The 26595-nt window shown below is 64.6% G+C and carries 26 protein-coding genes and 1 pseudogene; 10 read left to right on the top strand and 17 right to left on the bottom strand.

The genetic code is table 11. The annotated features are described in order from the left end of the window. Positions 1-109: 109 nt before the first annotated feature. Positions 110-856: pseudogene (locus tag ACTJLC_RS14205) on the top strand (pyridoxal phosphate-dependent aminotransferase); the annotation flags it as partial. 78 nt (positions 857-934) lie between these two features. On the opposite strand, the gene ACTJLC_RS14210 reads toward ACTJLC_RS14205, so the two are convergent. From ACTJLC_RS14210 to rsmD, 3 genes are all read right to left on the bottom strand, one after another. Further along, the gene (locus tag ACTJLC_RS14210; protein ID WP_073429402.1) at positions 935-1192 is read right to left on the bottom strand and encodes a YfhL family 4Fe-4S dicluster ferredoxin; all 258 of its coding nucleotides are present in this window, start codon (positions 1190-1192) and stop codon (positions 935-937) included. Between the two features lie 62 nt (positions 1193-1254). Beyond that, positions 1255-1770, bottom strand: a complete 516-nt coding sequence (gene coaD, locus ACTJLC_RS14215; protein WP_073429401.1) for a pantetheine-phosphate adenylyltransferase — start codon at positions 1768-1770, stop codon at positions 1255-1257. A 112-nt stretch (positions 1771-1882) separates the two neighbouring features. After that, positions 1883-2497 carry a 16S rRNA (guanine(966)-N(2))-methyltransferase RsmD gene (gene rsmD, locus ACTJLC_RS14220; protein ID WP_083084721.1) on the bottom strand — a complete coding sequence of 205 codons (615 nt, stop codon included), beginning with the start codon at positions 2495-2497 and terminating at the stop codon, positions 1883-1885. A gap of 239 nt (positions 2498-2736) precedes the next feature. On the opposite strand from rsmD, the gene ftsY reads away from it, so the two are divergent. Continuing rightward, the gene (gene ftsY / locus ACTJLC_RS14225; RefSeq protein WP_440844275.1) at positions 2737-3900 is read left to right on the top strand and encodes a signal recognition particle-docking protein FtsY; all 1164 of its coding nucleotides are present in this window, start codon (positions 2737-2739) and stop codon (positions 3898-3900) included. Positions 3901-3989: 89 nt separating this feature from the next. Here the strand turns inward: ftsY and maiA are convergent, their stop codons facing one another. Together maiA and ACTJLC_RS14235 are read right to left on the bottom strand one after the other, a co-directional pair. After that, entirely contained in the window at positions 3990-4634 is a 645-nt protein-coding gene (gene maiA, locus ACTJLC_RS14230) for a maleylacetoacetate isomerase (protein ID WP_073429400.1), read from the bottom strand. Between the two features lie 27 nt (positions 4635-4661). Further along, positions 4662-5360: a fumarylacetoacetate hydrolase family protein gene (locus ACTJLC_RS14235; RefSeq protein ID WP_083084723.1), complete on the bottom strand. Its 699-nt coding sequence runs from the start codon at positions 5358-5360 to the stop codon at positions 4662-4664. A 214-nt stretch (positions 5361-5574) separates the two neighbouring features. Between ACTJLC_RS14235 and ybiB the strand changes: the two genes are divergently transcribed. Continuing rightward, positions 5575-6546, top strand: coding sequence for a DNA-binding protein YbiB (gene ybiB / locus ACTJLC_RS14240; protein WP_083084724.1), 972 nt, complete (start codon positions 5575-5577; stop codon positions 6544-6546). Positions 6547-6722: 176 nt separating this feature from the next. On the opposite strand, the gene ACTJLC_RS14245 is transcribed toward ybiB, so the two are convergent. Both ACTJLC_RS14245 and ACTJLC_RS14250 read right to left on the bottom strand, forming a co-directional pair. Then, positions 6723-7106, bottom strand: coding sequence for a nuclear transport factor 2 family protein (locus ACTJLC_RS14245; protein ID WP_073429397.1), 384 nt, complete (start codon positions 7104-7106; stop codon positions 6723-6725). 42 nt (positions 7107-7148) lie between these two features. Further along, positions 7149-7712 carry an acyloxyacyl hydrolase gene (locus ACTJLC_RS14250; protein WP_440844279.1) on the bottom strand — a complete coding sequence of 188 codons (564 nt, stop codon included), beginning with the start codon at positions 7710-7712 and terminating at the stop codon, positions 7149-7151. 362 nt (positions 7713-8074) lie between these two features. On the opposite strand from ACTJLC_RS14250, the gene rpoH reads away from it, so the two are divergent. The 5 genes from rpoH to cydX all read left to right on the top strand — a co-directional run bounded on the left by rpoH (position 8075) and on the right by cydX (position 12536). Beyond that, a complete protein-coding gene (gene rpoH / locus ACTJLC_RS14255) occupies positions 8075-9010 on the top strand; it encodes an RNA polymerase sigma factor RpoH (RefSeq protein WP_073429395.1) in 936 nt (311 codons plus the stop codon). A 352-nt stretch (positions 9011-9362) separates the two neighbouring features. Continuing rightward, complete coding sequence (gene cydP / locus ACTJLC_RS14260) at positions 9363-9623, top strand: cytochrome oxidase putative small subunit CydP (protein WP_073429394.1); 261 nt, start codon at positions 9363-9365, stop codon at positions 9621-9623. Then, positions 9613-11220 carry a cytochrome ubiquinol oxidase subunit I gene (locus ACTJLC_RS14265; protein WP_073429393.1) on the top strand — a complete coding sequence of 536 codons (1608 nt, stop codon included), beginning with the start codon at positions 9613-9615 and terminating at the stop codon, positions 11218-11220. Before cydP ends, ACTJLC_RS14265 begins: the two co-directional genes overlap by 11 nt. A gap of 34 nt (positions 11221-11254) precedes the next feature. Further along, positions 11255-12391, top strand: coding sequence for a cytochrome d ubiquinol oxidase subunit II (cydB, locus tag ACTJLC_RS14270; protein ID WP_440844282.1), 1137 nt, complete (start codon positions 11255-11257; stop codon positions 12389-12391). A 28-nt stretch (positions 12392-12419) separates the two neighbouring features. Next, positions 12420-12536 carry a cytochrome bd-I oxidase subunit CydX gene (cydX, locus tag ACTJLC_RS14275; protein WP_440844284.1) on the top strand — a complete coding sequence of 39 codons (117 nt, stop codon included), beginning with the start codon at positions 12420-12422 and terminating at the stop codon, positions 12534-12536. Between the two features lie 148 nt (positions 12537-12684). Here the strand turns inward: cydX and nagE are convergent, their stop codons facing one another. The 6 genes from nagE to ACTJLC_RS14305 all read right to left on the bottom strand — a co-directional run bounded on the left by nagE (position 12685) and on the right by ACTJLC_RS14305 (position 20476). Beyond that, complete coding sequence (gene nagE / locus ACTJLC_RS14280) at positions 12685-14457, bottom strand: N-acetylglucosamine-specific PTS transporter subunit IIBC (RefSeq protein ID WP_440844286.1); 1773 nt, start codon at positions 14455-14457, stop codon at positions 12685-12687. Between the two features lie 110 nt (positions 14458-14567). Continuing rightward, positions 14568-17159, bottom strand: coding sequence for a phosphoenolpyruvate--protein phosphotransferase (ptsP, locus tag ACTJLC_RS14285; RefSeq protein WP_440844288.1), 2592 nt, complete (start codon positions 17157-17159; stop codon positions 14568-14570). A 12-nt stretch (positions 17160-17171) separates the two neighbouring features. Continuing rightward, positions 17172-18179, bottom strand: a complete 1008-nt coding sequence (locus tag ACTJLC_RS14290) for an SIS domain-containing protein (protein WP_073429388.1) — start codon at positions 18177-18179, stop codon at positions 17172-17174. Then, positions 18172-19275 (bottom strand): N-acetylglucosamine-6-phosphate deacetylase, encoded by a 1104-nt coding sequence (gene nagA, locus ACTJLC_RS14295; protein WP_083084731.1) that lies wholly within the window; start codon positions 19273-19275, stop codon positions 18172-18174. Before nagA ends, ACTJLC_RS14290 begins: the two co-directional genes overlap by 8 nt. A 93-nt stretch (positions 19276-19368) precedes the next feature. Then, the gene (locus ACTJLC_RS14300; protein ID WP_073429387.1) at positions 19369-20103 is read right to left on the bottom strand and encodes a GntR family transcriptional regulator; all 735 of its coding nucleotides are present in this window, start codon (positions 20101-20103) and stop codon (positions 19369-19371) included. A 142-nt stretch (positions 20104-20245) separates the two neighbouring features. Then, positions 20246-20476, bottom strand: coding sequence for a hypothetical protein (locus ACTJLC_RS14305; protein ID WP_310131537.1), 231 nt, complete (start codon positions 20474-20476; stop codon positions 20246-20248). Here ACTJLC_RS14305 and ACTJLC_RS14310 point away from each other — a divergent pair. Next, positions 20476-21402 carry a bifunctional helix-turn-helix transcriptional regulator/GNAT family N-acetyltransferase gene (locus tag ACTJLC_RS14310; protein ID WP_073429386.1) on the top strand — a complete coding sequence of 309 codons (927 nt, stop codon included), beginning with the start codon at positions 20476-20478 and terminating at the stop codon, positions 21400-21402. The two genes, ACTJLC_RS14305 and ACTJLC_RS14310, sit on opposite strands and share 1 nt — an antisense overlap. Before the next feature lie 80 nt (positions 21403-21482). On the opposite strand, the gene ACTJLC_RS14315 is transcribed toward ACTJLC_RS14310, so the two are convergent. Continuing rightward, positions 21483-22295 (bottom strand): MetQ/NlpA family ABC transporter substrate-binding protein, encoded by an 813-nt coding sequence (locus tag ACTJLC_RS14315; protein WP_310119255.1) that lies wholly within the window; start codon positions 22293-22295, stop codon positions 21483-21485. A gap of 313 nt (positions 22296-22608) precedes the next feature. Then, the gene (locus ACTJLC_RS14320; protein ID WP_440844292.1) at positions 22609-24441 is read right to left on the bottom strand and encodes a methyl-accepting chemotaxis protein; all 1833 of its coding nucleotides are present in this window, start codon (positions 24439-24441) and stop codon (positions 22609-22611) included. A 251-nt stretch (positions 24442-24692) separates the two neighbouring features. On the opposite strand from ACTJLC_RS14320, the gene ACTJLC_RS14325 reads away from it, so the two are divergent. After that, entirely contained in the window at positions 24693-24983 is a 291-nt protein-coding gene (locus ACTJLC_RS14325; RefSeq protein WP_310131542.1) for a YciI family protein, read from the top strand. A gap of 69 nt (positions 24984-25052) precedes the next feature. On the opposite strand, the gene ACTJLC_RS14330 is transcribed toward ACTJLC_RS14325, so the two are convergent. Next, a complete protein-coding gene (locus tag ACTJLC_RS14330) occupies positions 25053-25682 on the bottom strand; it encodes an SCO family protein (protein WP_310131544.1) in 630 nt (209 codons plus the stop codon). 4 nt (positions 25683-25686) lie between these two features. After that, positions 25687-26592, bottom strand: coding sequence for a heme o synthase (gene cyoE / locus ACTJLC_RS14335; RefSeq protein ID WP_083084739.1), 906 nt, complete (start codon positions 26590-26592; stop codon positions 25687-25689). Positions 26593-26595: the final 3 nt, after the last annotated feature.

Below are 26595 nucleotides of genomic sequence, written 5' to 3' on the forward strand. Positions count from 1 at the left end.
ATGTCGCCTTTGCTATGAGCAACGCTTGAATGGAGAGCCGGATGCGCTGAGAGGTGCAAGTCCGGTTCGGGGAGGAGAGGCCGGGAAATAGCTCGACTACGTCCGGTCTCTTACTCCACGCTTCTATCCGACCTACGCGCGGCTCTTCGAAATCGATTACCGGACGGTCGCTCTCGACGACAGCTTCGCGATCAACGTGGACGATTACGCAGCGCCCAACGGCGGCGTGTTATTCCCCAATCCCAACGCGCCGACCGGACGCCCGCTGCCGCTCGCCGACATCGAGCGTGTGGTAGCGAAAAACACCGATTCTGTCGTCGTGATCGACGAGGCATATGTGGATTTTGGCGCTGAGTCGGCCATCAAACTGATCGACCGCTACCCGAATCTGCTGGTCATTCAGACAGTGTCGAAGTCGCGCTCGCTGGCCGGCATGCGGGTCGGCTTCGCGTTCGGCAATCCGGAATTGATCGACGCGCTGAACCGCGTGAAGGACAGTTTCAACTCCTACCCGCTCGACCGGCTGGCGCAGGTCGCGGCCATCGCCGCTTATGAGGACGATGCGTGGTCCCGAGACAATTGCGCGAAAGTGATCGCGAGCCGCGAGCGCCTGGCCGCTGGCCTGACGGCGCTGGGCTTCGAAGTCGTGCCGTCGGCGGCGAATCTGCTGTTCGCGCGCCATGAAGGCTACGACGCGGCAACGCTTCTTTTGCGGCTCAGGGAAAGGGAGATTTTCGTGCGCCACTTCAATGCGCCACGAATCGCCCAGCGTCTGCGAATCTCGGTCGGCACCGATGCCGAATGCGACATTCTGCTGGACGCGTTGCGCGATATCTTCAACGCCTACGTGGGATAAACCGGCGGCGCGCGCAGCGGAAAACGTTGCCGCAAAAGGGAAAACGGCGAGGCTGGCACCTCGCCGTTCATTCAACTCTCACGCGGCCTTGTCGGCCTGCAGCGCGTGGTACTTCGCCATCAACCCTTCCGGCGTTTCCAGATGTTCGGGATCGCGCGGAATGCACTCGACCGGGCACACCTGAATGCATTGCGGCTCGTCGAAATGGCCGACGCATTCAGTGCATTTTTTTGGGTCGATCACGTAGATTTCCGGGCCCATCGAAATTGCGTCGTTCGGGCACTCGGGCTCGCACACGTCGCAATTGATGCACTCGTCGGTAATCATCAAGGCCATGCTTCTCTCACTTCACGCCGGCTGAAACCGGCTTAATCCGTCAAGCCGACAGTTTACGCCGGTTACGGTTGCGCCGCCGAAGTGCCGCCGTCCGGGTCCAGCGCGGCAACCTTCTCCGTCAGCCATTTTTCGACCGAGGGAAACACAAACTTGCTGACGTCGCCGCCCAATTGCGCGATTTCACGCACGATGGTGCCGGAGATGAACTGATACTGATCCGACGGCGTCATGAACATGGTTTCGACGTCGGGCAGCAGATAGCGATTCATGCCGGCCATCTGGAACTCGTATTCGAAGTCCGACACGGCGCGCAGGCCCCGCACGATCACACGTGCGTTGTTGCTGCGAACGAAGTCTTTCAGCAAGCCCTTAAAGCTCATTACCTGGACGTTCGGGTAGTGCCCGAGCACTTCGTGCGCGATGTCGAGGCGCTCCTCGAGCGTGAAAAAAGGCTTCTTGTTGCGGCTGTCTGCAACGCCCACCACCAGCGTGTCGAAAATGCTCGACGCGCGCCGAACGAGGTCTTCGTGACCGCGCGTCAGCGGGTCAAACGTGCCCGGGTACACGGCGACTACCATGAGACTTCTCCTCTCTTCAGACAAATGGGCACGTCAAAGCGTCCACGCGACGCATTTGGCACCGGCCGCGCGCGTGGCGATAAACCGCCCGGCGCTTGTTATCGAACGCGCATTATTCCTTATTTTCGCGCTGCAGCAAATGAAAGTGGACAGCACCCGCCTTGCCGTGCCGAATGACGTCCCAACCTGCGAGCGTCTCGTTTCCAGCCAGTTCGAGGGCGGCACCGGCTTCCACATACAGAAAGCCTTCGGCGCTCACCAGCGGTACGGCCAGCGCGAGCGCCTTGTCGAGCAGATCGTCGCCGAATGGCGGATCGAGAAACACCACGTCGAACGATCCGGGCGCGAGACTCGCGGCAAGGCGCAAGCCGTCCGCCTCGGCGATTTCGATTGTGCGCGCCGCGAGCCGTTCCTGGTTGGCGCGCAACTGACCGGCGGCTCGCGCGTTACGTTCCACCATCAGCACGCGCGCCGCGCCGCGCGAAGCCGCCTCGAAGCCCAGCGCGCCGCTGCCGGCGAACAGATCGAGGCAACGTTGACCGTCCAGCCGCTGGCCGAGCCAGTTGAACAGCGTCTCGCGCACGCGGTCGGGCGTGGGGCGCAGCCCGTCGAGGTCGAGCACGGGTAGCGGCGTGCGTTTCCAGTCGCCGCCGATGATGCGAATGGCGTGCGGCTTGCCGCCTTTGGATGAAGCGCCGTGGGCGCGTGAAGGTGCGGAACGAGGCATGCAGGTTTCGATGACGTCATGAAAGCGCCCGCGACGTCGATGCGCACGGGCTGGAGCGGCAACGTTACCACAGGGGCTATCGGCGTCCACCCTGGCCGTTCGGCCGATACGACGGCGGGCGGCGCGCCTGATAAAATGTGCGGCTTCCAGCGCCTTGCATCCCGCATCGCAACGCTGCCTGCCGCTTGCCGGTCATTGCCGGCTGCGCGCATCGGCGCGCGCTCTCACCACGCCAGATCATGTTCAGCTTTTTCAAACGATTCAAGGGTTCGAAAGAGTCCGATAACACGCCGGCAGAATCGCAAACGGCGCCGGAGGCCTTGGCGCCCGAACACGCCGAGGAGCCCCCGGTGGCCTCCGCTACGCCGCGTCCGGCAGCGCCGGTCAGCGTCGATATTCAGTCACCGGGCGCTTCGTCCATAAACGAACCGGAACCCGAGCCGGAAGAGCCCGAACTGGAAACCGTTGAGATCGTCCCGCCGCCGGTGCAGGATGCGGGCGCGAGGCGCTCGTGGCTCAACCGCCTGAAGACCGGCTTGTCGAAGACCAGTTCGAACCTGACCGGCATCTTCGTCGGCACCAGGATCGACGAGGATCTGTACGAGGAGCTCGAAACCGCGCTGCTGATGTCGGACGCGGGCGTCGAGGCCACCGAATTTCTGCTCGAGGCGCTGCGGGAGAAAGTCCGCACCGAACGTCTCTCCGATCCTCAGCAGGTGAAAACGGCGCTGCGCACGCTGCTCGTCGACCTGCTCAAGCCGCTGGAAAAATCGTTGATGCTAGGCCGAGCGCAGCCGCTCGTCATGATGATCGCCGGCGTCAACGGCGCGGGCAAGACCACCAGCATCGGCAAGCTCGCGAAGCATCTGCAGAGCTTCGACCAATCGGTGCTGCTGGCCGCGGGCGACACGTTCCGCGCCGCGGCGCGCGAGCAGTTGGCCATCTGGGGCCAGCGCAACAACGTCACGGTGATGTCGCAGGAAAGCGGCGACCCGGCGGCGGTGATCTTCGACGCGGTCGGCGCAGCGCGCGCGCGCAAGATCGACGTGATGATGGCGGACACGGCCGGCCGTCTGCCGACCCAGTTGCATCTGATGGAAGAACTGCGCAAGGTGAAGCGCGTGATCGGCAAGGCGCAAGACGGCGCGCCGCACGAGGTGCTGCTGGTGATCGACGCGAACACCGGCCAGAACGCGCTCGCGCAAGTCAAAGCCTTCGACGACGCGCTCGGCCTCACGGGCCTGATCGTCACCAAGCTCGACGGCACCGCGAAGGGCGGCATTCTCGCGGCGATCGCGCGGCAGCGTCCGATTCCGGTGTACTTCATCGGCGTCGGCGAGAAGGTGGAGGATCTGCAGCCGTTCAGCGCGGAAGAGTTTTCGGACGCGTTGCTGGGCGGTTGAATACGGCCACCCGGCATTCGCGGCTGAACAAGCAGAAAGGGCGCTCCGTCAACTGACGAGCGCCCTTCCTCATTCAGCCGCGAATCCGATCACTCCGCGTCGGGCTGGGCGCCTGGCGCCGCGCGAGCAAACGCGTCGAGTTGCATCGCGTGATCGTAGATGCGCTGGATCGTCGGAAACTTGCCCGTGTCGACCTTGAAGCGCTGCGCGTTGAATACCTGGGGAATCAGACAGGCGTCGGCGAGCGTGGGCGTATCGCCGAAACACAGTTTGCCGGTGCGTGAACTGCCGGCCAGATGCGTTTCCAGCGTCGCAAAGCCCGCTTCCACCCAATGCCGGTACCACGCGTCCTTCGCGTCGTCGTCGACACACAACGTGTGCTTCAGATACTTCAGCACCCGCAGATTGTTCAGCGGATGAATCTCGCACGCAACCTGCAACGCCACCGAACGCACATACGCGCGATCGGCCGGCGTCCTGGGCAGCAGCGGCGGCTCGGGATGCGTTTCCTCCAGATACTCGATGATCGCGAGCGACTGCGGCATCACCTCGTTGCCGTCGACGAACGTGGGCACGATGCCGTCGACATTCAACTTGCGGTAGTCGGGTTTCAACTGTTCGCCGCCGTCGCGCACGAGGTGCACCGGCACGTAGTCGTACGGCAGGTTCTTCACGTTCAGCGCGATGCGCACGCGATACGACGCCGAGCTGCGGAAATAGCTGTAGAGCTTCATGTTGTTGTCTCCTCCTCCAACCGGCTGTCAGACCACGCGCACGCTGAACTCTCCGAGCCCGTCCACGCCGCCCTTCATCAGATCGCCCGGCACCACCGCGCCGACGCCTTCCGGCGTGCCCGTGAAAATCAGATCGCCGGGTTGCAACTCGAACAGCGTCGACAGATAAGCGATCGTCTCGCCCACCGACCAGATCAGTTGCGACACATCCGAGCGCTGTTTTTCCTCGCCGTTCACCGACAACCAGATCGCGCCCTTGCCGAGATGGCCCACCGTCGCCGCCGGATGAATCGGCCCGAGCGGCGCCGAATGATCGAAGCCCTTCGCGGTATCCCACGGACGGCCGAGCTTCTTCGCTTCCGCCTGCAGATCGCGGCGCGTCATGTCGAGACCGAGCGCGTAACCGTAGACGTGATCGAGCGCGCTTTCAGCCGGAATGTTCTTGCCGCCCTTGCCGATCGCCGCGACCAGTTCCATCTCGAAGTGGACGTTTTTCGATTGCGACGGGTAAGGAAATTCGCCGGTGGCGCCGGGCGCGACGTACAGCACGGCGTCGGCGGGCTTGGCGAAGAAGAACGGCGGCTCGCGGTCGGGATCGTGTCCCATCTCGCGCGCATGCGCCTCGTAGTTGCGGCCCACGCAGTAGATGCGACGCACCGCGAACTGCTCGCCGGACCCGACAACTGGCACCGCGACCACCGGTGCGGGTGCGAATACGTAACTCATCCCGTTCTCCGTTTCTTCGATTGTGCCGCCAGCGCGGCGAGAAAAACATCGAGTGTAACGCGCGGCAAAGTGCGGCGCGCGGCGGATGGACAGGGCGCGCCAGGCGAATCGTCTCGCCGGTTTGCCATAGATGCGATACTCACACCCAATAGCGTCCCTTGAATACCGTGGCCACCGCTTCAGGGCGGCACCGCCACACCGTTCCACTGTCCCGATGACTGATTCCGCCGACACTGCCAATCCCTTCCCTTGCGCCCGCTTCATCAAGGAAATCGGCCGCGGCCCGAACGGCGCCCGCGCGCTCACCGCCGAAGACACGCGCGCGCTCTATACCGCCATGCTCGACGGCCGCGTCGCCGAGCTCGAACTCGGCGCGGTGCTGCTCGCCTATCGCGTGAAGGGTGAAACCGCCGACGAACTCGCCGCGATGCTGGCCGGCGCCCATGCGTCGTTCGAACCGGTTCATGTGCCGCACGGCGCCTTCCGGCCCGTCTCGATCCCCACGTACAACGGCGCGCGCAAACAGCCGAACCTCGTGCCGCTGCTCGCCCTGCTGCTCGCGCGTGAAGGCGTGCCGGTGCTGGTGCACGGCGTGACCGAAGACCCGGGGCGCGTGACGAGCGCTGAAATCTTCACGCATTTGCAGATTCCGCACGCGCGCTCGCACGCCGAGATCGAAGACGGTCTCGCCGAGCGCCGTCTCGCGTTCGCGCCGATCGACGTGCTCGCGCCGAAACTCGCGCGCCTGCTCGCGCTGCGCCGGCGCATGGGCGTGCGTAATTCGACGCATACGCTCGTGAAGATTCTCCAGCCGTTCGCGCCGGCCGGCCTGCGGCTCGTGAACTACACGCATCCGCCGTATCGGGACAGTCTCACGCAGTTGTTCAACACGCATGCGGACGCGGCGGCCGGCGGCGCCTTGCTGGCGCGCGGCACCGAGGGCGAAGCGGTAGCCGACACGCGGCGCCAGGTGCAGGTCGACTGGCTGCACGACGGTATCTGCGAAACGCGCGTGCCGCATGAGCGCTCGTCGCCGGACGCGCCGGAAGTGGCGTTGCCCGAAGCGCGCGACGCACCCACCACGGCGGCATGGATCGGCGCCGTGCTGCGCGGCGAGGCGCCCGTGCCGAGCGCGATCGAACGACAGGTCGAACTGATCGTGGACGTCGCGAAGACGCAGGTGTGAAGGACGCTGCGCGAGCGTGGTGATTGCGCTTGCTGCAAGGGATGGACCGCAATCTCGCCTGACGCGACAGCATCGGGCTGTCGCCGCATCGCCATGCGAGTGATAGGGCAATCTGACCGCGGCGTGGACGACCGGCGCATGACGGCTCGACGCCGCTCAAGCGCCAACCGGCAGGCTCACTCGATCGCGCAACGGGTGGCTTGCCACGCAATCAGCCGCCATTGCCCGGCTTCGTGCGTATGAATCGCGGTGTATGCGATGGGGAACAGCAGCGCGCCGTTATTCGCCTCCATCTCGATCAGCGCGCGCCCCGTGACGACGCAGGTCTCGCGTCCCACCGGCAACACGTCTTGCGACTGCACCTCGATCTGCCGATAACGGCGGCGGCCGCCGGTAATCCCGTCGATGAACTGCCGCTTCGTCTCGCGTTTGCCGTTGGTATGGACATAGCTCACGTTGTCCGCGAGCAGTGTGTCGAGCGATTGCCCGTCGCCGTCGACCATCGCACGAAAGCGCTCTCGCTCGAGCCCGCGAATCGCTTCGATTATCTTTGCCGCCATTGCTCAGCCCTCGCACCGGTGAGCCGAACATGGCCACGGTCGTCAGAAGTTATATTGCAAATATAGCTGGCTGAAATTTATACCAGGATTCGGCTCTTTGATACCGCCGTTGGAAATATGCTGGAAGCGGTAGCCCGCCTGATACTGCTGACGATGGCCGAACTGCACGCCCACGCCCGCGACGTCGGCGAACTGGAACGCCGAGCCGAGCGTGAAGTCGGAGGAAATTCGCGGACTCGACAGGAGCCGCACGCCGGCGCCCACTTCGATGAAAGGACGGATCGACCCGGATGCCTTGATGAAGCGAATCATCGGCGTCACGCCGATCTCGCCGATGTTGTCGTGCACGTTGCCTTCGTTGGTATGCCACCAGGCCATGTGCGCCTCGCCGATCAGCGTGAAATGCCAGTCACCGATTTGCCACCAGGTGAGGTTTGGATCCCAGACCACGCCGAGGTCGAGCTTTTTCACATGGTGATCGCCCACGCCGCCGGCGACCTGCAAACCGAACTGATCGGCCGCGGCCAGTCCGGATACACCCAACAGCGCCGCTGCCGACGCGCTTTTCAGCGCCAGAACACGCCAAGCCTTCTTTTTGTTGTTCATCTAACACCCGAGCTCGCCGAACGTTGAACAATCTGTAACAGATTTGCCTATTCTAAATTCAATCACGATCAGGCGGATCGTATGAAGAAATCTTATTTTTCGCAATTAGTCACTTCTAAAACGGCAAATATCGTTCATTTATGACCGCGGAATAGCATAGCCCGGTAAGTTCTACGGCCCACACAGGGCAAACGGAAGCGGCGTATGATGGCTATCAGGAAGTGAACTTCAATAGAAAATGACGGAACTTGGATGCCCCTACCGCTTCTAAGTATTAGCACTCAGGAAATCAGAGTGCTAACATCCAACGCTGGAGTCGTCACCTGAATACGCTGTTACCTGATTCCAAAGGAGTTTTTTACGTGAGCCATGCAATGACCCTTCCGAGTACTCTGAGCCCGTCGTCGGCTAAGGCCGCTTCGGCAGGTGCACTGGCGCTCTCGCATTCCTCGCTGCTGCCCGGTCAACTGGGCAACATCGACGCTTACATCCAGGCCGTCAATCGCATTCCGATGCTGACGCCCGCGGAAGAACGCCAGTTCGCCACCGAATTTCGCGAGCAGGGCAATCTCGAGTCCGCCCGTCGTCTCGTCCTGTCGCATCTGCGGCTGGTCGTGTCGATCGCGCGCAACTATCTCGGTTATGGCCTGCCGCATGCCGACCTGATCCAGGAAGGCAACATCGGCCTGATGAAGGCCGTGAAGCGCTTCGATCCCGAGCAGAACGTGCGCCTCGTGTCATACGCGATGCACTGGATCAAGGCCGAAATCCACGAATACATCCTGCGCAACTGGCGCATGGTGAAGGTCGCCACCACCAAGGCGCAGCGCAAGCTGTTCTTCAATCTGCGCAGCCACAAGCAGGGCTTGGGCGCGTTCACGCCCGACGAGATCGAAGGTCTCGCCAAGGAGCTGAACGTGAAGCGCGAGGAAGTGGCCGAGATGGAAACACGCCTCTCGGGCGGCGACATCGCGCTGGAAGGCCAGGTCGAAGACGGCGAAGAGTCGTACGCGCCGATCGCCTACCTCGCCGACTCGCATAACGAGCCGACCGCCGTGCTGGCTTCGCGTCAGCGCGACAAGCTGCAAACCGACGGTATCGCGAGCGCGCTGGATGCACTGGACGCCCGCAGCCGCCGCATCATCGAGGCACGCTGGCTGAAGGTGGAGGACGACGGCTCGGGCGGCTCGACGCTGCACGAACTGGCCGACGAATTCGGCGTATCGGCCGAACGGATTCGCCAGATCGAAGCAAGCGCAATGAAGAAGATGCGCGGCGCACTGACCGAGTATGCGTAAGGTCTGAAAAACTCAGCAAACCGGTTCGCGCGACGCACGCTGACCAGCCGGCCGCAAAGCCCCGCCCTCGCAAGACGGCGGGGCTTTTTTCCGTCCAGGCGTCGAAGCGTCGAAGCCCCGCCTCCTTCGCCGTGCGCGCATTGACTCAGGGCCACGGCCGGCCGGCGTTCCTTGACCTACCTCAACCCCCCTGGCAATACTGCATCAACCGTGTGGCGCCAGCGACCCGATGCCGCAGCGCGGAACCCACGCGCGCAAGGTCCCGCTCCTAAAATCGGGATGCACTCGCCGGATCGCTCGCGCGATCTGGATCCAGCCGGACCAACCGGCGTGAAGTCGCCATCGACCGCCCATGACCCTAGCCCTCAATCGCAATAACCGCCCTCGCCCGAGCCTGCGTCAACGGCTCGCCGGGTGGGTGCGCGGTCCGACGCTGGCGCGGGATATCGCCATCGTCCTCGCCATCAAATTCACGCTGTTGATGGTGCTCAAGTACACGTTCTTCAATCATCCCCAGGCGGAGCACATGTGGCTGCCGCCTGAGCAGGTTTCGCAGGCGCTGCTGTCAACGCCTGCCCCGCATCCGTCCCAAGGTGATCAACATGCCCGTTAGCGAAGTCGTAGAACTGTCGCGCCTCCAGTTCGCCATCACGGCGCTTTATCACTTTCTGTTCGTGCCGCTCACGCTGGGCCTGTCGTGGCTGCTCGTCATCATGGAATCGGTCTATGTGATGACCGGCAAGCAGATCTACAAGGACATGACCCAGTTCTGGGGCAAGCTGTTCGGCATCAACTTCGCGATGGGCGTCACGACCGGTCTCACGCTGGAATTCCAGTTCGGCACCAATTGGTCGTACTACTCGCACTATGTCGGCGACATCTTCGGCGTGCCGCTGGCGGTTGAAGGTCTGATGGCGTTCTTCCTGGAGTCGACCTTCGTCGGCCTGTTTTTCTTCGGCTGGACGCGGCTTTCGAAAGTGCAGCACGTCACCGTCACGTTCCTCGTCGCGCTCGGCTCGAACCTGTCGGCCCTCTGGATTCTGGTGGCCAACGGCTGGATGAACAATCCGGTCGGCGCCACCTTCAATTACCAGACCATGCGCATGGAACTCGACAGCATCTTCTCCGTGCTGTTCAATCCGGTCGCGCAAGTGAAGTTCGTGCACACGGTCTCGGCCGGTTACGTGACGGCGTCGATGTTCGTGCTGGGCGTGTCGTCGTGGTATCTGCTCAAGCGCCGCGACACCGAATTCGCGCTGCGTTCGTTCGCCATCGCCGCCGGTTTCGGCCTTGCGTCGACGTTGTGCGTGATCGTGCTCGGCGACGAATCCGGCTACCGTACCGGCGAAGTCCAGCAGGTGAAGCTGGCCGCGATCGAGTCCGAATGGGAAACCGCGCCCGCGCCGGCGCCGTTCACGCTCATCGGTCTTCCGAACCAGAAGGAAGAGCGCACCGACTACGCCATCCGGATTCCGTACGCGCTCGGCCTCATCGCCACGCGCTCCATCGACGAACCGGTGGTCGGTCTGAAAGACCTGATGGCGCAGAACGAAGTGCGCATCAAGAACGGCATGCTCGCCTACGCCGCGCTGCAGAAGCTCAAGCTGGGCGACGCCACCGACGAAGCCAAGGCCGAGTTCGACGCGCACAAGAAAGACCTCGGCTACGGTCTGATGCTCAAGCAGTTCACCGCGAACGTGACCGACGCCACGCCGGAGCAGATCGCCCAGGCCGCAAAAAAGACGATCCCGCCCGTCGCGCCCGTGTTCTTCTCGTTCCGCTTGATGGTCGGCCTCGGCATCCTGTTCCTCGCCACTTTCGTGCTGGCGTTCTGGTTCTGCGCGCAGCGCTCGCTGCTGCTGCAAAAGCGCCGCTGGTTCCTGCGCTGGGCCGTCTGGGCGATTCCGCTGCCGTGGCTCGCGGCTGAATTCGGCTGGATCGTCGCCGAAGTGGGCCGTCAACCGTGGACCATCGCCGGCATTCTGCCGACCCACCTGTCCGCCTCGAGCCTGACGCCGGGCGACCTGTATCTGAGCATCGCCGGCTTCGTGGTGTTCTACACCGTGCTGTTCATCATCGAAATCATGCTGATGTTCAAGTACGCGCGGCTCGGACCGTCGTCGCTGCACACCGGGCGCTATCACCACGAACTGCAACAGCCGCGGCATCAGCCGGTGAATCAGCCGCTGCCGACCAACACGGCCGCATGATTCGCCGCCACTCTGCTTCAAGGGAAACCTCATCATGGATTACGCAACCCTCAAACTGATCTGGTGGGTGCTGATCGGCGTCCTGCTGATCGGCTTCGCGCTCACCGACGGCTTCGACATGGGCGCCGCGATTCTGCTGCCGTTCATCGGCAAGACCGATGCCGAGCGGCGCATCGTCGTGAACACGGTCGGCGCGACGTGGGAAGGCAATCAGGTATGGCTCATCACGGCAGGCGGCGCGATGTTCGCCGCGTGGCCGCTGGTGTACGCGGCGTCGTTCTCCGGCTTCTACTTCGCGATGCTGCTGGTGCTGTTCGCGCTGTTCTTCCGGCCGGTCGGCTTCGACTACCGCAGCAAACGCGAGGACCCGCGCTGGCGCAACGCGTGGGACTGGGCGCTGTTCGTCGGCGGCTTCGTGCCGGCGCTGGTGTTCGGCGTCGCGTTCGGCAACCTGCTGCAAGGCGTGCCGTTTTCGTTCGACACCGACCTGCGCGTCACCTATCACGGCGGCTTCTTCGCCTTGCTCAACCCGTTCGCGGTGTTGTGCGGGCTCGTGAGCGTGTCGATGCTGGCCGCGCACGGCGCAGCCTTCGTGAAGATGAAATCGGACGGCATCGTCGCCGAACGCGCTTCGCTCGCACTGCGCATCGCGTCGCTGGCCGGCGTGGTGCTGTTCCTGATCGCGGGCGCGCTGATCGCGGTGGTGATCGGCGGCTATCAGATCGTCGACGCCGCGCCGCTCGATGCGGTCGCCAATCCGCTGATGAAGAGCGTGATCGGCGCGCCGGGTCTGTGGCTCACCAATTACGCAACCTATCCGTGGATGACGGCCGCGCCGATAGCGGGTCTCGGCGGCGGCGTGCTCGCCGCGTTGCTCGCGCGCTCGCGCTTCGAAAAGAGCGCGTTCCTGGCGACCTCGTCGACGATCATCGGCGTGATTCTGACGGCGGGCTTCTCGATGTTCCCGTTCATCATGCCCTCGTCGCTCGACGGCCGCAGCAGCCTCACCGTGTGGGATTCGACCTCGAGCCGCATGACGCTGCAGATCATGCTGGTGGCGGTGGTGGTTTTCCTGCCGCTCATCCTGATCTACACGAGCTGGGTCTATCGCGTGATGCGAGGCAAGGTAACCGCGGCGGCGCTCGAAGAAAATCATCATTCGATGTATTGACCGGCAATACGATTAACAGGAGTTTGCGATGTGGTACTTCAGTTGGATTCTCGGCATTGGCGTGGCGTTGGCGTTCGGCATCATCAACGTCATGTGGCTGGAATCGCGCCGGCCGGCGGAAGCGGGAAAACACAAAGCGCGTTGATCGAGCCATTGCCGGCGATGCCGGTTAGCGCAAGCGGGTAAACGCAAAAGCGGCACCTTGAATTGAAGGTGCCGCTTTTTTATTGTCGCGTTGTCTTGTCAGAAGAGACGCGCGGTAAGCGGCGCAGAGGCCGCTGCATCACACGACATCAAGCCGGCAAAGGCGTCGCGCCGCCGCTCGTGGGCGACAGACGCGTCGCCAGTTGCGCGGCATAGCGCTGCGCCGACTCGCCGACCACGATATGAAACGTGTCCGCCGACACCCACGCCGTATCGAGCGTGGCGAGGCGCTGACGATCCACCGCCGACGGATCGCGCACGACGATACGCAGACGCGTCGCCGCGACGGCATCCAGCGACAGCACGTTGCCCGCGCCGCCGAATACGGCGAGCCAACGCTGCGGGTCAGGATCGAGCGGACCGCCTTGAGCGCTCGCGGCGGCAGTCGCGGAAGCCGCGGCAGGCGCAACAGCGGACACAGTAACCGCCTTCGCTTCGCCGCCGCCCTGCGCGATTACCGTGCGGATCTCGTCCGCAATAATGTCCGCTTCCGGTCCGATGATCACCTGCACGTTGGTCGCGCCGCGCTTGAGCACGCCGCGCGCGCCGATCGTCTTCAGTTCGTTTTCGGAGACCTTGTCCGAGTCGACCACCGACAGACGCAGACGCGTCGTGCAGGCATCCACCACCGACAGATTCGACGCGCCGCCCAGCGCCGCGATATAACGCTGCGCGCGCGGCACGGCTGCGCCGGCTACCGGCGAAACGAAGCCGCCGGCGGCAAACGATTCGACCTGTTCATCGGCGGCAGCGGGTTCGCGGCCCGGCGTCGCCATGTTGAACTTGCGGATGAAGAAACGGAACAGCCCGTAGTACAACACCGAGTACACGAGACCGATCGGAATCGCCCACCAGCCCCTCGTCGAGAGGCCGTAGTTCAGCACGTAGTCGATCGCGCCGGCGGAAAACGTGAAGCCGAGGTGTATGCCGAGCGCCGAGCAAACAGCAAGCGCGACGCCGGTCAACAGCGCGTGGATCGCATACAGCAACGGTGCGAGGAACATGAAGCTGAACTCGATCGGCTCGGTCACGCCCGTCAGGAACGAGGTGAGCGACATCGAGAACAGCAGCCCGCCGACCACCGCGCGGCGCTCCTTCGGCGCTTCATGGAACATCGCGAGGCACGCGGCCGGCAGACCGAACATCATGACCGGGAAGAAGCCCGTCATGAACGTGCCCGCGCTCGGGTCGCCCGCGAAGAAGCGATGCAGGTCGCCCGTCACCGCGGCGCCACCCGGCGGCGTGAAGGTGCCGAACACGAACCACGTGAGCGAATTCAGAATGTGATGCAAGCCCGTGACCAGCAGCAGGCGGTTCAGCACGCCGAACACGAACGCGCCGAACGCGCCCGCGGTGGTCAGCCAGTGGCCGGCCGTGTCGATCACGGCTTGCACCGGCTGCCACACATAGCCGAACACAATCCCGAGCGCGAGACAGGCCACCCCCGTGACAATCGGCACGAAGCGTTTCCCTCCGAAGAACGCGAGGTAGTCGGGCAGCTTGATGTCCTTGTATTTGTTGTACAGCAAGCCCGCGACGATACCCGCCACGATCCCGGACAACACGCCCATGTTGAGCTTGTCGTTGATGTCCTTCATTACCGCGACTTCGATCAGATAACCGATCGCGCCCGCGAGACCCGCCACGCCGTTGTTGTCTTTCGCGAAACCGACCGCCACGCCGATCGCGAACAGCAGCGGCAGGTTGTCGAAGATCGCGCCGCCGGCGTCGGCGATCATCTTGATGTTGAACACATCGGGCTGGCCCAGGCGCAGCAGCAGGCCGGCAACCGGCAGCACCGCGATCGGCAGCATCAGCGCGCGTCCCAGGCGCTGAATCTTCAGAAACGGATTCCCATCCATTGATATCTCCAATCCTTGTCTCGTTGTGGACTGTCGTTGTCGACTGTCGTCGTTGAGTTTCGTCGCTATACGTGGTTGATCGAGCGAAGCCGGCCGCGGACTGCGTGGGTTCAGTCCAAAGGCCAGGTTTCGCGACTTGCTGCCCTTACCGCCTGGGCCGATTCGAGCGCGAGTGCATCCTGCGCGCGCTGACGGCACAGTTGATAATCGAGGTTGCGCACGCGCGCCTTGATGCCCGGCACCGACACCGGATCCACCGAAAGCTCGGTCACGCCGAGACCGACGAGCAGCGGCATCGCCAGCGGATCGCCCGCCAGTGCGCCGCATACGCCGACCCATTTGCCATGCTTGCTCGCGCCTTGCACGGTCGCCGAAATCAGGCGCAACACCGCCGGATGCAGGCCGTCGGCCTGGGCGGCGAGATCGGCCTGGCAGCGGTCCATCGCCAGCGTGTATTGCGTCAGATCGTTGGTGCCGATCGACAGAAAATCCGCGTGCCGCGCAAGCTGATCGGCAAGCAAAGCCGCCGACGGCACTTCGATCATCACGCCGACTTCGATCGGCTCGGTGCGGCCCGACTCGCGGGCGAACTCATCGATCCGTTTGCGGATGCGGATCAACTCGCCGACGTCGGTCACCATCGGCAGCAGAATCCGCACCGCGCCGAGCGGCTGCACCGCCAGCAGACCGCGCAACTGATCGTCGAGCAGATCGGGGCGCACTTGCGCGAGGCGGATGCCGCGCAGGCCGAGTGCCGGATTCGGTTCGGGCGGCAGCGTCAGGTAATCGACTTCCTTGTCCGCGCCCACGTCCAGCGTGCGGATGATCGCGGTGCGGCCGTTCAAGGCGTCGACGATGGCCTGGTAGCTTTGGCGATGCTCATCCGTGGTCGGCGCCGCCGAGCGATGGATGAACAGCAATTCGGTGCGCAGCAGGCCGACGGAATCGGCGCCGTTGTCGACGGCGGTTTTGGCGTCGTCGAGCGTGGCGATGTTCGCGGCCACTTCGATCGCACGGCCATCGGACGTCACCGCGGCCTGCTGCGAAGTGCGGCGGTTCGCTTCGCGCACGCCTGCCAGACGCGTGCGCTCCAGCCGCGCGCGTTCGACGTCGAGTTCGGTCGGCGCGAATTCGAGCCGGCCGGTGCTGGCGTCCACCACCACTTGCGTGCCCTCGGGAATCGCGTGCAGCGCGTCGCCAACGGCCACCAGTGCGGGAATGCCCGCCTGGCGCGCGAGAATCGCCGCATGCGAGGTCGCGCCGCCGCGCGCCATCACGAGCGCGGTGACACGCGAGCGATCCAGCGAAGACAAATCGGACGGCGTGAATTCCTCGGCCGCCAGCACGGCTTCGTCGGGCAGCGTGCGCGCTGCGGCGTTCGTATAACCCAGCGCGCGCAGCACGCGCTTTTCGATGTCGCGCAGATCGGCGGCACGTTCGGCGAGCAACGCGTCCTCGATGTTCGTCAGGATGCGGATCTGCGCACGGATCGCCTCGCGCCATGCGAAACCCGCGCTCTTGCCGAGGCTGATCAGATCGCGCGCCGCGTCGAGCAGCGTCGGGTCTTCGAGCAGCACACGGTGCACCGCGAAAATGCCCGCTTCGCCATGCGCGCCGCGTCGTGAGGCGTCGCGCACGGTGGTGCCGAGATCGGCATCGACGGTGGCAATCGCCTTGTCCAGCAGACGGCTCTCCGCGGCGGACGTGCCGGTCGCCGTCTCCGGCGGATCGATGTCCGCATCGTCCCAGCGCACCAGCTTGCCGACCGCGACGCCCGGCGCCGCGCACACGCCCGCGAGCGTATTCGGCGCAAGCACTTCGTCCGCCGCGCGCGCCACCGCTTGCGGCGGCGGCGAGCTGGCGCGCGCCGGTTTTTCCTCCACGTCGCCGTGCGCTTCGCGCGTCAATTCGCGGGCGATTGCATCGACCGCGGCCAGGGCTTGCGGACCGACGCCCAGCAACTCGACCGTCGCGCCTTCACCCGCGCCCAGCCCAAGCAGGCCGACCACGCTTTCGATCGACGCCTTGCGCCCCTCGTAACGCACCTCGACGCGCGCGTCGAAACCGCGCGCCGCTTCACGGGCACGCGCGGCGGGCCGCGCATGCAGGCCGCCGGCGTGGGCCAGCGTGACCTGCTGACGCGCTTCCTCGGTGACGTTCGTCGCACTTGCCTCGCGCGACGCATGGGCCGCCGCGCCGCCGCGTGCGCGCAGCACCAGCAGCGGCGTTTCGCCGGCTTTCAGCATGCCGCCTTGCACACGCTCGACGATCTCGAACGCGTCGGAATTGGCAATCGCGATCACCGACACAAGGCTCGGCGCATTCAGCGCGATCTGGTCCTGATCGAACTCGATCAGGACGTCGCCGGTGCGCACATGTGCGCCTTGCTCGACCATCGGCGTAAAGCCCTTGCCGCTCAGCTCGACCGTGTCGATACCGATGTGCAGCAGAATTTCCGCGCCTTCCGCGGTGGCCAGCGTCAACGCGTGACCGGTGCGCGCAAGGTGGGTGACGATGCCGTCGCACGGCGCGACGAGTCGGCCCTCGAGCGGATCGACACCGATGCCGTCGCCAAACATGCCGCCCGAAAACACAGGGTCGGGCACGTTCGCGAGCGGCACGACCGGACCGGTCATCGGCGCGAGCAAAACAATATGGCCTTCAGAATGGCTCTTCAAGCGGGACTCCTCGACACGTCGCATCTGATTTTCTCGTCAGTGAGTTTCGGTGACTTTGTTGAGATGGCGCGGCGCGTCAGGATTGCGCCCGCGCGCGGCGGCAAGGCCGGCGGCCATCACATAAAAGGAAAGGATCGCGGCGATCGGATCGAGCGCCGCATGCGCGGTGGCGGCGAGCGGCAAGCTCGCTTCCGGCACGTCGGCCGGCGCCGCGAGCAGCACGCGCGCGCCGCGCGCCTGCATGTCGCGCGCGAGTTGCAGAAGGCCGGCCTGTTCGGGTCCACGCGGTGCGAACACCAGCAGCGGGTAATCGCGGTCGATCAGTTCCATCGGACCGTGGCGCACTTCCGCGCTCGAAAACGCTTCGGCCTGAATGCCGGAGGTTTCCTTCAACTTCAGCGCGGCTTCCTGCGCGATCGCGAGACCGAGACCCCGGCCGATCACGATCATGCGCTCGATGCCGCGCAATTCGTCCACGGCTTTCGACCAGTCGAGCTTGCCGGCCGCTTGCAGCGCATCGGGCAGCGTGTTCAACGCGCCGAGCAGCGCCGCGTCTTTCTGCCAATGCGCGACCAGTTGCGCGGAAATCGACAGCATCGCGATGTAGCTCTTGGTGGCCGCGACGCTCAATTCCGGGCCGGCCAGCAGAGGCAAGTGGAATTCGCACGCGTCGGCCAGCGGCGAACCCGGCGCGTTCACCGCGGCCACCGTCAACGCGCCGGCGCGGCGCAATGCTTGCATGGTGCCGATCAGATCGGGGCTCTTGCCCGATTGCGAGAACGCGAGCGCAAGCTGGTCGCGCACCTGTAGCGGCGCCTGTTGCAACGTGGCGACCGACATCGGCAGCGAGGCGACCGGCACGCCGAGGCGGCTCATCGTCAGGCTGGCGAAGTAGCTCGCGGCATGATCCGAGCTGCCGCGTGCGACCGTCAGCGCGACATGGCGCGGCTGCTGCGCGAGCTTCGCCGCCAACACCGCCACGCGCGCGGTGTCCGTGAGTTGCGCGGCGACCGTTTCAGCGGACGCCAGCGCCTCTTTAAGCATATTCGACAATTGCTTCTCCTTCGACGTAAGTCGCGGTCAACGCCAGTTCACGATCGAACACGACCAGGTCGGCCCACGCGCCGCGCACGATGCGGCCGCGGTCTTCGATGCCGAGATAGTCGGCGGCGTAGCGCGACAAACGGTTTGATACATCGGCGATCGGCAAGCCGATCGAGACGAGATTGCGCAGCGCCTGATCCATCGTCAGCGTGCTGCCGGCGAGCGTGCCGTCGGCGAGACGCACGCCGCCGAGGCACTTCGTTACGTGCTGGCTGCCGAGGCGGTATTCGCCGTCGGGCATGCCGGTGGCCGAGGTGCTGTCCGTCACCACGTAGAGACGCGGAATCGCGCGCAACGCGGCGCGGATCGCGCCCGGATGAACGTGCAGCAAGTCGGGAATGATTTCGGCGAATTCGGCGTGCGCGAGCGCCGCGCCGACGATGCCGGGATTGCGGTGATGCAGCGGCGACATGGCGTTGAACAGATGCGTGAAGCCGCACGCGCCGTGCTTGAGCGCGGCGACGGCGTCGTCGTAGGTGCCGAGCGAATGGCCGAGCTGCACGCGCACGCCGCGCGCCGCCATCTCCGAGATGATTTCCATGTGGCCGGCGATCTCCGGCGCCAGCGTCACGACGCGAATCGGCGCGATCGACAGATACTTCAGCACCTCGTCCATCACCGCCGAAACGGCGGCGTCGGGCTGCGCGCCGAGCTTGCCGGGGTTGATGTACGGCCCCTCCAGATGCACGCCGAGCACCCGCGAGCCACCCGGCGTGCGTATCTTTGCGTTGTGGCCCAAGCCCGCGACGACGCTCATCAGTTCGTCGCGCGGCGCGGTCATCGTGGTGGCGAGCAGGCTCGTCGTGCCATGGCGCGCATGCGTGCGCGCGATCGTTTCGATCGCGTCGCCGGCTTCCATCACGTCGGCGCCGCCGCCGCCATGCACGTGCAGATCGATGAAGCCGGGCAGGATGTAGGGCGCGTCGTTTGTCGACGGATCGACACGCTCGCCCGTCAGCGCCGTGATGCGGCCGTTTTCGTATTCGAGCGTGCCGTGAATCCACCCATCGGTGGTGAGTATGTTTCCGGTCAGCATGAGTCTCTCTGGTGAGGCGCGATACAGGTGCGACTGAATGGCGTTCGCCTGCGTTGTCGACGGCGGCAGGCCGCCATGCGTCAAAGCGACTTTTCAGGTGCGCAATTCAGCGACGAAATCGTAGTAATCGTCGCGGCAATAGGTGTCGGTCAGTTCGATCGCGCGCTGGTCCGCGCTATATCCGACACGCGTAATGACCAGCAGCGCCGAGCGCGGTTCGATGTCCATTAACGATGCGATCTCGCTCGATGCGTTGACCGCGCGAAAGTGCTGCAAGGCGCGCACGACGGCAGCGCCCCGTTGTTCCAGATAGCTGTAAAGCGACACGCCGATCGCGTGCGGGTCGGGCACGACAGCGGCCGGCAGCGCAGAATGCTCGACCGCCATGACGATGCCGTCCGCGCGCCGCAGCCGCCGCAAGCTCGCCACGGCGGCGCCCGGCGAGAGCCCGAGGTGCACCAGTTCGTCGCGATTGGCGGCGCGGATATCGCGCTCGAGCCACACCGAATCCGGGCGGAAACCGCGCTGCTGCATCTTCTTCGTGAAGCCGGTGAGCCGCGACAGCGGATCTTCGACGCGCGGCGTGATGAAGCTGCCCGCGCCCCGCGCGCGCCGGATCAAACCCTGCTCGACCAGCAACTCGATCGCCTTGCGCGCGGTGATGCGCGACACGCCGATCGCGTCGGAGAGGGTGCGCTCCGACGGCAGCGCCTCGCCCGCCGACCACACGCCGCAATGAATCGCCGTCGCAAGATTGCGCGCCAGCTGCAAATAGAGCGGCGTGACGTTGCGGGCGTCAGGCATGAGTGCGGACCAGCGAGTTTCCATGGGGCTCCGGCGGTGTGCGTGGAAGAGTCCGGCCTACGAAAAAGAGAGCCCATTATATAACCAACATAATACCAGTCAATCGACTGGTTCCATGCTGCCACGGCCTGTGTCAAAGCCTTGCCGGATAAGCGTCAGCCGGGCATTACAGCGCCTTTGACGATGCTTTTCCGGCACCAGGATTTACCCGCACGCGGGAGGTGAAACCCGAAAAACGCGATCCATACTGGGCTCCTACAAGCCGGGCGAGATGACCATGATCCATACCTTTTTGATACCACTTGCCGCGCCGCCGCCCAAGCGGCTTTTTTAATGGAATGCCTTCAAATATAGTGTTGTGTACCCAGCCCATAAAAAATCCCCCCGGGAGCAGCATTGACAGATTCCGAGGCGCTGCGACGCGCTCAGGCCGTCCGCCATTTCAACCGCTTCTATACCCAGCACATCGGCGCATTGCATGAGCATCTGGCAAGAAGCGCCTTCTCGCTTACGGAAGTGCGAGTCCTGCACGAACTCTCCCGCGGACATGCGCAGACAGCGTCGGCGCTCGGCCGCGCGCTCGGGCTCGACAGCGGTTATCTGAGCCGTCTGCTGACCAGCTTCGAGCGACGCAATCTGATCACGCGGCGCCCGTCCGACTCGGATGCGCGGCAGTCGCTGATCGCGCTCACCGACAACGGCCAAGCGGCTTACGCGCCGCTCGATGCGGCGGCGATCGAAGAAGTGTCCGGGGTACTGGGCGGCCTCGCGCCGCGCGCCCAGCAAGATCTCATCGCTGCGATGAAGCTGATCGAGCGGCTGCTCCGCGGCAAGCAACTCGCTGGACCGGTCGAGCTTCGGCAGCCGCGCGTCGGCGAATGCGGCTGGCTCGTGCATCGGCAAGCGCAATGGTTCGCCGCGCAATACGGCTGGGACCAATCGTTCGAAGGACTGCTCGCACGCGTCGTCGCCGATTACACGCAACGCAACGATCCGGTGCGCGAGATGTGCTGGGTCGCCGATCAGGAAGGCATCGTGGTCGGCTCGGTGTGCATCGTCGGCGTCTCAACGACGGTGGCGGGCGTGCGGCTGTTGTGGGTGGAACCGGACGCGCGGCGTCTCGGCATCGGCACGCAGTTGCTCAGCGAATGCCTGCGCTTCGCCGGGCGCGCGGGTTACACGAAGCTCACGCTGACCACCGCGAGCACGCTTGCGGACCCGCGCCGGCTATGCGAGCGCGCCGGCTTCACGCTCGCGGGCACGGCGGCGGAGCGGCGCTTCGGGAAGGATCTGACGGTTGAGAGGTGGGAGCGCGAGTTGTAGGCGCGGGGCGGGGCTGGCCCGCATGCGAGTGAAGGAGCTGCCGGTTCCCCTTTCACTCGCACTCGCTTGAACGCAGCCGCTTAGAACGACGGCACCACCGAACCCTTGAACTGCGTCTTGATGAACTGGCGCACGTCTTCCGACTGGTAAGCCGCGACCAGCTTCTTGACCCACGGCTTGTCCTTGTCCTGTGCGCGCACGGCGATCAGATTCGCATACGGGCTGTGAATGTCCTCGAGCGCGATGGCGTCCCTGGTCGGCTGCAATCCGGCGGCCAGCGCGAAGTTGGTGTTGATCGCGGCGGCGTCGACGTCCGACAGCGAGCGCGGCAGTTGCGCGGCGTCGAGTTCGACGAGCTTGATCTTCTTCGGATTGTCGGCGACGTCGAGCGCGGTCGCGTTATTGCCGTTCGCGCCCGCGCCGGCCTTGAGCTTGATCACGCCTTGCGCCTGCAACAACAGCAGCGCGCGGTTCTCGTTCGACGGATCGTTCGGCACCGCGACCTTCGCGCCTTGCGGCAGATCCTTCAGCGACTTCAGCTTCTTCGAGTAGATGCCGAGCGGCGAGATATACGTCAGGCCGACGTTGACGATCTTGTAGCCGCGCTGCTTGATCTGGCTATCGAGGTAGGGCTGGTGCTGGAAACTGTTCGCGTCGAGGTCGCCCGCGTCGAGCGCGGCGTTCGGCTGCACGTAATCGTTGAATTCGACGACCTTCACGTTCAGCCCTTCGCGCTTCGCCACCTTCGTGACGACTTCCCAGATTTGCGCATCCGAGCCGCCGATGGTGCCGACCTTGATGGCTTTGTCGTCGGCGTGCGCGCCGAAGCTGGTGACGATCGCCGCGCCGGCGACGACTGCCGAGAGGGCCTTGAGTATGTTTCTGCGCTGCATGTAGTTCTCGCTTTTTCTGATCGATGTCAGATTCGGGTGGAAGCGGGCGGCGTTGCTCAGCGATGCTTCGCGTTGCTCTGCGTGATTGATTACAGCGCCGCCAACTGGACCGTAAATGCTCTCATAGGCCCGGCGAGATGGGAAATATCACGATCGCATATAGGTATGCGCGTTTACGCGCAAGACAGGAACGTGCGCGGCTTTGCTTGCGGGCGACGGCGCGACAAGCGGTCGAGCCTCCGTGGCCGGCTACGGGCCTGGTGAGCGCACGAGAGGTTCGCGCGCTCACATGCCTGCAATGCGGCGAGGCTGGCTAGAACGCGGTCCAGTCGTCGTCCGAAGCGACCGGCTTCGCGTCCGCGGCGACCGGGCGCGTCGGCGCCGGCTTTGTGCTTGCAGCGGGCGTGGCCGATGCGACAGGCGCGGAAAGCTTCAGCGCAACCGACTGCGGCTCGGCACGCGCGGCCGACTGCGGCTCGGCACGCGCGGCCGACTGCATCCGCCCCGTTGCGCCCGCTTCGCGCTTCGGGCCCGCCTGCACCACCGCCGTCACTCTGCGCGCTGCCACGGCAGCCGGGCGCTCGGCCGCGGCATCCGCGCCGTTCACGCGAAATGCACTCACGGTGTCGCGCAGACGCCTCGCCTGATCCTGCAACGAAGCCGCCGCGGCTGCGGCCTGCTCGACCAGCGCCGCATTCTGCTGCGTCACTTCGTCCATTTGCGTGACGGCGCGGCCGACCTGCGAAATGCCGCCGCTCTGTTCCTCGGACGCCGCCGCGATCTCGCCCATGATGTCGGTCACACGTTGCACCGCTTGCAGGATTTCGCCCATCGTCGCGCCGGCTTGCTGCACGAGCGTCGAACCGTTGTGCACGCGTTCGACCGACGCGCCGATCAACTGCTTGATCTCCTTGGCCGCCGTTCCCGAGCGCTGCGCGAGGCTGCGCACCTCGCCCGCGACGACCGCGAAGCCGCGGCCTTGCTCGCCCGCGCGCGCGGCTTCCACCGCCGCGTTCAACGCCAGAATGTTGGTCTGAAAAGCAATGCCCTCGATCACGCCGATGATGTCGGCGATCTGCCGCGAGCTCTCGTTGATCTCGCCCATCGTGTCGATGACGCGGCTCACCACGTCGTTGCCGCGCGTCGCGATCTCGGACGCGTTATGCGCGAGGCCGCTCGCCTGGCGCGCGTTGTCGGCGTTCTGCTTGACCGTCGCGGTCAACTCTTCCATGCTCGCGGCGGTTTCCTGCAGCGAGGCCGCCTGCTGCTCGGTGCGCTGGGACAGATCGCCGTTGCCGGCTGCAATCTGCTGCGTCGCGGACGCGATCGATTCCGCCGAACCGCGAATTTCGCCGATGGTCCGCTGCAATCGGCTCTGCATTTCATGCATCGCGGCCATCATGCTGGTCTTGTCATGCGGACGAACCGCGACGGCTTGCGTCAGATCGCCCTGCGCGATATTCGCCGCGAGCCGCGCCGCCTGTTCCGGTTCGCCGCCGAGACTGGCGCGCACGTTGCGGATGATGAGCACCATCCCCAGCGAGATGAGCGCGCCGATCACCAGCACGACGGCGAGGTGTCCCAGCAGCGTCTGATAGTAGACGGTGTCGATGTCCTTGATGAACACGCCGCTCGTGATGTTCCAGTCCCACGGCGCGAAACGCACCACATAGCTGACTTTCGGCACCGCCGTTTCACTGTGCGGCAGACGTCCGCGATATTGCGCGAAGCCGCGGCCGCTGGCCTTGGCGGCATCGACGATCGCCACGTACAACAACTTGCCGTCCGGGTCCTTGAAGTCGCCCACCGGCTTGCCGGTCATTTGCGGCAGCGTCGGATGCATCAGCACGACCGGCTTCGAATCCATCACGAACAGATAGCCGGACTCGCCGTAGCGCATCGTCGCAAGGCGGGCGAGCGCCTCGCGCTGGGCATCGGCCTCGCTCATCTTGCCGTTCTGCGAAAGCGCGTAGTAGCCGTTCACGACGCCCTGCGCCGCTTCGACGAGGTTCGCCATGCCCGCCTTGCGCTCGGCCAGCATCGTGCCGCGCGTTTCGATCGCGCTCCACAAGCCGACGCCGAGCAGCCCCAGCCATACGAGCGCGAGCGACAGCCATAGTTTGCGATTCAAACTCATCCTGCTCATTGAGGTCTCTCTCGTGTGATTTCGTTTTGAGTGCCGCGCACGCCAATACCGGCGGCAAACGATTGCCACGGTTATATCGGCATGGCGGACGCTCAACTTGAGAAAACCGTAAGGGGCCCGATGGCTGGCAGAAAGGCCGCGAGGCGAGTCGGCCGTACGCAAGAAACCCGCGGCTGACCGATAATCGAGGGCCAGGTGGCCGCGAATCCGAGCGGTCCATTCGATTCATTCAATTGCCTGCGAGAACACTTATGTACGTCATCGATCTCATCTACACCGCACCGCTCGAACGTATCGACGACGCGCTCGAAGCGCACCGCGCGTTTCTGACGAAGCACTTCGATGCAGGCGTATTCGTGGCCGCCGGGCCGAAGATGCCGCGCGACGGCGGCATCATTCTGGCGGTGCGCATCGAGCGCGATAAGCTGGACGAGATTCTCGCGAGCGACCCGTTCGCGCAGCAACATCTCGCGCGTTATGAAGTGACGGAGTTCAAGACGACGCGCCTCGCGGCGGGGTTGAATTTGCCGGTTCCGGCTTGAAAACGGCAGCGAAGAAGGGATTTGAGAACGGGGCGCGCGGCTGATAGGCGCGCCCCATGTATCGAAGCGTCAGTCGAGCAGCAGCTTGATGTCGTGCACCCAGGGCGCCGCGCCCTGGCCGTCGCGCGCGAACAGACGCAGTTTGCCGTTCGTGTCAAGTACATAGCTCGCCGCCGTGTGATCCATCGTGTAGCTGTCCGGCGTCTTGCCCGGCACTTTCGCATAGTAGATGCGGAAGTCTTTCGTGACCTTGGTGAGTTGCGCCTGATCGGCCGGACGCAAGCCGACGAACGTCGGGTTGAACGCCGGCACATATTGCGCGAGCAAGGCGGGTGTGTCGCGCTCGGGATCGACGGTGACGAAAAGCACCTGTACGCGCTTCGCGTCTTCCGGGCCGAGTTGCTGTAGCGCTTGCGAGAGTTCGGCCATCGTCGTCGGGCAGACATCCGGGCAATGCGTGTAGCCGAAGAACAGCACCACGACCTTGCCTTTGTAATCCGCCATTGTGCGGATCTTGCCGGACGTGTCGGGCAGCGCGAAGTCGCTCCCGAATTGAGTATTGCCGGTGATGTCGAGATTCTGGAACGCCGGCGGCTGCTTGCCGCAGCTTGCCAGCAGCGCGGCGCCGCCAAGCGCGCAAGCGATCGCGGCGGTCCGCACGGCAGCACGCGCCGTGCGCGCGAAGCGGTTTTTGAGCATGGGATTAAACGCCGATCAGGACGCGTGCGTAATGGTCGATCAGCAGCGCGGCGAACAGCAGCGACAGATAGACGATCGAATAACGGAAGGTTCTACGCGCCAGATCGTCCGAATACTCCCGATAGATCTTCCACGCATACGCGAGGAACACGGCGCCGAGCAGCGCCGCCGCCGCGAGGTACACCACGCCGCTCATGCCGGAGATGAACGGCATCATCGTGACCGCGAACAGGATCACCGTGTAGAGCAGGATATGCAGACGCGTGTACTTCTCGCCGTGCGTGTTCGGCAACATCGGCAAGCCGGCGTTTTCGTAGTCTTTGCGGCGATAGAGCGCGAGCGCCCAGAAATGCGGCGGCGTCCACACGAAGATGATCAGCACGAGAATCCATGCGTCCCCAGGCACGTGGCCGGTGACCGCGGCCCAGCCGAGCGCCGGCGGCATTGCGCCCGAGGCGCCGCCGATCACGATGTTCTGGGGCGTGGCGGGCTTGAGCAGCAGCGTATAGATGACCGCATAGCCGACGAAGGTGGCCAGCGTCAGCCACATGGTCAGCGCATTGGCGAACGTGTAAAGCGTCCACATGCCGAGGCCGCCGAGCACGGCCGAAAACGACAGGATCTGCGTGGTGGTGATTTCGCCGCGCGCGGACGGCCGCCATGAGGTGCGGCGCATCTTCGCGTCGATTTTCTGTTCGACGAGGCAATTGATGGCGAACGCCGCGCCGGCCAGCAGCCAGATGCCGACGGTGCCGCCGATCAGCACGGTCCACGGCACCATGCCGGGCGTCGACAGAAACATGCCGATGACCGCGCAGAACACCGCAAGCTGCGTGACGCGCGGCTTGGTCAGGGCGATGTACTGGGAGACCCGGCTGCCGGGCGTTTGGGAGAGAGTTGTGCTGTCCATGTG

The sequence above is a fragment of the Paraburkholderia sp. 22099 genome (assembly GCF_052045835.1).
GTDB classification, from domain to species: domain Bacteria; phylum Pseudomonadota; class Gammaproteobacteria; order Burkholderiales; family Burkholderiaceae; genus Paraburkholderia; species Paraburkholderia terricola.